This is a genomic window from Cellulomonas citrea, from assembly GCF_009829685.1.
GTDB classification, from domain to species: domain Bacteria; phylum Actinomycetota; class Actinomycetes; order Actinomycetales; family Cellulomonadaceae; genus Cellulomonas; species Cellulomonas citrea.
Map to the genome: position 1 here is coordinate 1 of NZ_VWSD01000179.1, position 5,380 is coordinate 5,380.

The 5,380-nt window shown below is 70.7% G+C and carries 3 protein-coding genes; all 3 read left to right on the top strand.

The window, feature by feature from the left end; genetic code table 11:
- Positions 1-331, top strand: a 331-nt coding sequence (locus tag F2B26_RS14310) for a DciA family protein (protein WP_159810511.1), incomplete at its 5' end; no start/stop codon positions are given.
- A gap of 218 nt (positions 332-549) precedes the next feature.
- Positions 550-2,571: a DNA topoisomerase (ATP-hydrolyzing) subunit B gene (gene gyrB, locus F2B26_RS14315; protein ID WP_159810513.1), complete on the top strand. Its 2,022-nt coding sequence runs from the start codon at positions 550-552 to the stop codon at positions 2,569-2,571.
- Positions 2,572-2,638: 67 nt separating this feature from the next.
- Positions 2,639-5,230 (top strand): DNA gyrase subunit A, encoded by a 2,592-nt coding sequence (gene gyrA / locus F2B26_RS14320; protein ID WP_159810515.1) that lies wholly within the window; start codon positions 2,639-2,641, stop codon positions 5,228-5,230.
- Positions 5,231-5,380 lie beyond the last annotated feature (150 nt).

Here is a 5,380-nt window from a genome sequence, read left to right on the forward strand (position 1 = left end):
GTCCGCCCGTCGGCTCGCCGCGGACTTGGGCTGGGGGCACGAGCTCGTCGCCGGCGGCCTGGCCGCCCGGTGGCCGCAGGTGGTCGGGCCCCAGGTCGCCGAGCACTGCGAGTACGTCGGGCTCGACGCCGGTGTGCTCACCGTGCGCGCGTCCTCGACAGCGTGGGCGACGAACCTGCGGCTGATGACGTCGGCCCTGCTCGCGCGCCTCGCCGAGGAGCTCGGTGAGGGGGTCGTCGTCGAGGTGACCGTGCTCGGGCCGTCCGGTCCGGGGTTCGGCCGGGGTCGGCGCCGGGTGCCGGGGCGCGGCCCGCGCGACACCTGGGGCTGACCGGCGGTCGCTCCGCCGCCTCGGCCCACCTGCCGACCGTGCACACCCGCCCGCGGTGCCGGGATCTGGGAGGTCCTGCGGCTACACTGGACATAGCGTTCTCGGCGCGTCCGCGCCGGTCTGGAACCACGAACGCCAGCGTCGTGGAGTGATCCGCCCTCCGAGTTCTCGGCAGGCGCGCTCCGCCCCGTGTGAGAGCTCAAGGAGTACCGCCGCCCGTGGCAGACGACCGCACGACCGCAGACGAGCCCGACGCGACGCACCCCGGCACCGACTACGACGCCAGCGCGATCACCGTCCTCGAGGGTCTCGAGGCGGTCCGCAAGCGGCCCGGCATGTACATCGGCTCGACCGGTGAGCGGGGTCTGCACCACCTGGTCTACGAGGTGGTCGACAACTCCGTCGACGAGGCCCTCGCCGGGTACGCCACCGACATCCAGGTCACCCTGCTGGCCGACGGCGGGGTCCGGGTGCGCGACGACGGCCGAGGGATCCCGGTCGGCATCGTGAAGTCCGAGGGCAAGCCGGCCGTCGAGGTCGTCCTCACGGTCCTGCACGCCGGCGGCAAGTTCGGCGGCGGCGGCTACGCGGTCTCCGGCGGTCTGCACGGTGTCGGCGTCTCGGTGGTCAACGCCCTGTCGACCCGGGTCGAGGTCGAGGTCCGCGTCGACGGGCACGTCTGGCGGCAGGCCTACCGGTACGGCGTGCCGGTCGCCCCGCTGTCCCAGGACGAGCCGACCGACGAGACCGGCACGACGGTGAGCTTCTGGGCCGACGGCGACATCTTCGAGACCACCACCTACGACTTCGAGACGCTGCGCTCGCGGTTCCAGCAGATGGCGTTCCTCAACAAGGGGCTGCGGCTCACCCTCACCGACGAGCGCCCCGAGCACACCGGCACCGAGGACGAGGTCGCCGCCGACTCGCCTGCCAAGCCGCGCACCGTGAGCTACCGGTACGACGGCGGGCTCACCGACTACGTCAAGCACATCAACACGACCAAGAAGTACGAGGTCGTGCACCCCGACGTCATCGACATCGAGGCCGAGGACACCGAGCGCCGGATCAGCGTCGAGATCGCGATGCAGTGGACCGGCTCCTACTCCGAGTCGGTGCACACCTACGCCAACACGATCTCGACCACCGAGGGCGGCACCCACGAGGAGGGCTTCCGCGCGGCCATGACCTCCCTGGTCAACCGGTACGCGCGGGACAAGGGCCTGCTCAAGGAGAAGGACGAGAACCTCACCGGCGACGACATCCGCGAAGGCCTCACCGCCGTCGTGTCGATCAAGCTCGGCGAGCCGCAGTTCGAGGGCCAGACCAAGACCAAGCTCGGCAACACCGAGGCCAAGACGTTCGTGCAGAAGGTCGTCAACGACAGGTTCGGCGACTGGCTCGACGCGCACCCGACCGAGGCGCGCGACATCATCCGCAAGTCCATCCAGTCGGCCGTGGCCCGGATGGCAGCGCGCAAGGCCCGCGAGGGTGCGCGGCGCAAGGGGCTGCTCGAGTCCAGCGGCATGCCCGGCAAGCTCAAGGACTGCCAGTCGAACAACCCCGCCGAGTGCGAGGTCTTCATCGTCGAGGGTGACTCCGCCGGTGGTTCGGCGGTGCGCGGCCGCAACCCGCGGACCCAGGCGATCCTGCCGATCCGCGGCAAGATCCTCAACGTCGAGCGGGCCCGGCTGGACCGGGCGCTGGGCAACAACGAGGTCCAGGCCCTCATCACCGCGTTCGGCACCGGGATCGGCGAGGACTTCGACGTCACCAAGCTGCGGTACCACAAGATCGTGCTCATGGCCGACGCCGACGTCGACGGCCAGCACATCCGGACCCTGCTGCTCACGCTGCTGTTCCGGTACATGCCCGAGCTCATCACCGGTGGCTACGTCTACATGGCCCAGCCGCCGCTGTACCGGATCAAGTGGTCCAACTCGGCTCACGACTACGTCTACTCCGACCGTGAGCGCGACGTCGTCGTGGCCGCCGGTCAGGCCGCCGGCAAGCGGCTGCCGAAGGACGGCGCGATCCAGCGCTACAAGGGTCTCGGCGAGATGGACTACTCCGAGCTGTGGGAGACCACGATGGCTCCCGAGCACCGCACCCTGCTGCAGGTCACCCTGGACGAGGCGGCCGCCGCGGACGAGATCTTCTCGGTCCTCATGGGCGACGACGTGGAGTCGCGTCGCTCGTTCATCCAGCGCAACGCCAAGGACGTGCGCTTCCTCGACATCTAGCGGTGCACCCACCGCGCCCCGCCGGGCACCGACCCGGCTCCCCTGACGAAGGACGACGGCAGACCCCATGAGCGAGACCCCGGGCGAGATCGAGCACGGCCGGATCGACCAGGTCGACCTGCAGCTGGAGATGCAGCGGTCGTACCTCGACTACGCGATGGCGGTGATCGTCGGGCGCGCGCTGCCCGATGTGCGCGACGGCCTCAAGCCGGTGCACCGCCGCGTGCTCTACGCCATGTACGACGGCGGCTACCGGCCCGACCGGCAGTTCTCCAAGTGCAGCCGCGTCGTCGGCGACGTCATGGGCAAGTACCACCCGCACGGCGACTCGGCGATCTACGACGCCCTCGTCCGCCTCGTGCAGGACTGGTCGATGCGCTACCCGCTGGTCGCCGGCCAGGGGAACTTCGGCTCCCCCGGCGACGACCCGGCCGCCGCCCCGCGGTACACCGAGTGCAAGATGGCACCGCTGGCCATGGAGATGGTCCGCGACATCGACGAGGACTCCGTCGACTTCCAGGACAACTACGACGGGCACATCCAGGAGCCCGTCGTCCTGCCCAGCCGCTTCCCGAACCTGCTGGTCAACGGCTCGGCCGGGATCGCCGTCGGGATGGCCACGAACATCCCGCCGCACAACCTGCGCGAGGTCGCCGCGGGTGTGCAGTGGCACCTCGACCACCCCGACGCCTCGAAGGAGGAGCTGCTCGAGGCGCTCATGGAGCGGATCAAGGGGCCGGACTTCCCGACGGCCGCGACGATCCTCGGCCGGCAGGGCATCGAGGACGCCTACCGCACGGGCCGCGGCTCGATCACGATGCGCGCCGTCGTCGAGGTCGAGGAGATCCACGGCCGCATCTGCCTCGTCGTCTCCGAGCTGCCGTACCAGGTCAACCCCGACTCGCTGGCCAGCAAGATCGCCGAGCTGGTCAAGGACAACCGGGTCACCGGCATCGCCGACATCCGCGACGAGACCTCGGGCCGCACCGGGCAGCGCCTGGTCATCGTGCTCAAGCGCGACGCCGTCGCCAAGGTCGTGCTCAACAACCTGTACAAGCACACCCAGCTGCAGGACACGTTCGGGGCGAACATGCTCGCCCTCGTCGACGGCGTGCCGCGCACGTTGAGCATCGACGCGTTCGTCCGGCACTGGACCGCGCACCAGATCGACGTCATCCGCCGGCGCACCAGCTACCGGCTGCGTCAGGCCGAGCGCGACATCCACATCTACCGCGGGTACCTCAAGGCGCTCGACCAGATGGACGCCGTCATCGCGCTCATCCGCGCGTCGGCCAGCGCCGAGGCCGCACGCGAGGGCCTCAAGGACCTGCTCGAGATCGACGACGAGCAGGCGACCGCGATCCTGCGGATGCAGCTGCGCCAGCTCGCCGCCCTGGAGCGCCAGTCGATCCTCGACAAGCACGCCGAGCTCGAGGCCGCGATCACCGAGTACCGCGCGATCCTGGCGGACGACGCCCGGCAGCGCACGATCGTCTCCGACGAGCTCGCGGCCGTCGTCGCCAAGTACGGCGACGACCGGCGCACCCGGATCCTGCCCTTCGACGGCGAGGTCTCCATGGAGGACCTCATCGCCGAGGAGGAGGTCGTCGTCACGATCACCCGCGGCGGCTACGCCAAGCGCACCCGGTCGGACAACTACCGGGCCCAGCGCCGCGGCGGCAAGGGTGTGCGCGGCGCCCAGCTGCGCGAGGACGACATCGTCGACCAGTTCTTCGTCACCACGACGCACCACTGGCTGCTGTTCTTCACCAACCTGGGCCGGGTCTACCGGGCCAAGGCCTACGAGCTGCCCGAGGGCGGTCGGGACGCCAAGGGTCAGCACGTCGCGAACCTGCTGGCGTTCCAGCCGGGCGAGACCATCGCCCAGGTGCTCGACCTGCGCGACTACGAGCAGGCGGAGTACCTGGTCCTGGCCACCAAGCGCGGTCTGGTGAAGAAGACCCGGCTCACCGAGTACGACTCGAACCGGTCCGGCGGCGTCATCGCCGTCAACCTGCGCGAGGACGAGGAGGGCCGGCCCGACGAGCTCGTCGCGGCGCGGCTCGTCGACTCCGACCAGGACCTCATCCTGGTCTCCCGCAAGGGTCAGTCCGTGCGGTTCACCGCGTCGGACGACATGCTGCGGCCGATGGGCCGGGCGACCTCGGGTGTCACCGGCATGCGGTTCCGCGGCGAGGACGAGCTGCTCGCGATGGACGTCGTGCGCGAGGACGCCTACCTCTTCACGGTGACCGAGGGCGGCATCGCCAAGCGCACCGCGCTCACCGTCGAGAACTACCGCCAGCAGGGCCGCGGTGGTCTGGGCATCCGGGTGGCCAACCTGCCCGAGGCCAACGGTGACCTGGTCGGCGCGCTCGTCGTGGAGACCGAGGACGAGGTGCTCGTCATCATGGAGCGCGGCAAGATCGTGCGCTCGGCGACCGCCGAGGTGCATGCGACGGGTCGCACGACGCAGGGCGTCATCTTCGCCAAGCCCGACAACGGGGACCGGATCATCGCGGTCGCCCGCAACGGTGAGCGACGCCTGCCAGGCGATGCCGCTACGGTGGACGGCACCAGCACGCCGGACGACGACGCGCCGCAGACGGACGCGGAGCCCGAGGCCGACGTGACCGCGCCGGCGACGGAGGATGCATGACGGGACCACATCCGCCCTCGATCCCGCCGCGCCCCAAGGCCGGCCCGGGCGCACGGCGGACGGTCTCCTCACGCAGCATGCCCGTGGCGGACGAGGTCACGGCCGCCGCGGTCGTGGAGCCGGCTGCCGCGCAGGCCCCGACGGGCGCGG

Bases quoted from the DNA above. Each gene is read 5' to 3' on its own strand.
- gyrA (WP_159810515.1), top strand. From the start codon at position 2,639: ATGAGCGAGACCCCGGGCGAGATCGAGCACGGCCGGATCGACCAGGTC.